The sequence below is a fragment of the Streptomyces sp. NRRL F-2664 genome (genome assembly GCF_000719345.1).
GTDB lineage: Bacteria > Actinomycetota > Actinomycetes > Streptomycetales > Streptomycetaceae > Streptomyces.
Genome location: NZ_JOFX01000289.1, coordinates 1 through 695, shown reverse-complemented (window position 1 = coordinate 695; position 695 = coordinate 1). Strand labels below are relative to the sequence as shown.

Annotated in this window: 1 protein-coding gene and 1 pseudogene; both read right to left on the bottom strand. The window is 67.9% G+C overall.

Annotated features, from left to right (window positions below):
- Window positions 1-265 (bottom strand): annotated as a pseudogene (locus tag IF89_RS48875) (hypothetical protein); the annotation flags it as partial.
- Between the two features lie 18 nt (window positions 266-283).
- A partial coding sequence (locus tag IF89_RS48870; protein WP_234328039.1) for a GIY-YIG nuclease family protein occupies window positions 284-695 on the bottom strand: 412 nt, incomplete at its 5' end.

Here is a 695-nt window from a genome sequence, read left to right as displayed (position 1 = left end):
GGGCGGTCGCTGGCACGGCCGACGCGTCTTTCATCGGCGCAGCGCATGCGGCGCACACGTCAGCCAGCCGCCACAGCCGGCCACCCAGCTCGCGGGACAGGACGAGAAGGAGAGGGCCGGCGCAGCCGCGATGTCGCGGGTGCCAGCGGCAGCCGCGTTCATGGCACTGGCAAGTCCGCAGGTGTGAGGGGAGGAGTGAGCGTCGGGCGTGGTGCGCGACGTGTGCGAGTGCGGCCGAGGGTGCGGTGCGCCGCACCCAGCTCAGGCGCGACCGTAGATTCCGTCACGCCTCTTGCCAGGCCCTTGCCTCCTCTGCCATAGCTGCACGAGCCGCCTTGACCCTGCGGTCGCCCAGGCTTCCCATCTTGGCCAGGTTGAGGGGCGGCCGAAGCACATTGAGCACAGCAGTCTCAACCTCATCGAGGACCACACCGTCAGGTCCTACCCACACCGAGAGCTGCAACCTCGCGTGCATCCATTCCGTCAGCCGCTCATCGCCGCTGCTCTCCAGAGAGTAGTTGGCGCTGCCGTCAGGCCGAGCAAGGTTGCGGGGCACTGCTCGGAGTCCAAGCGGTTCCCGCAGGAGCGCTGAGAGAGTCCGTCGTAGGGTGGAGAAGCCAGTCTTGCCCGTTGCGAAGTGTGTACGCAGGTCGCGCCCTACCAAGCTGCGTTCTGCCTTCCCCACAGAGAGGGGG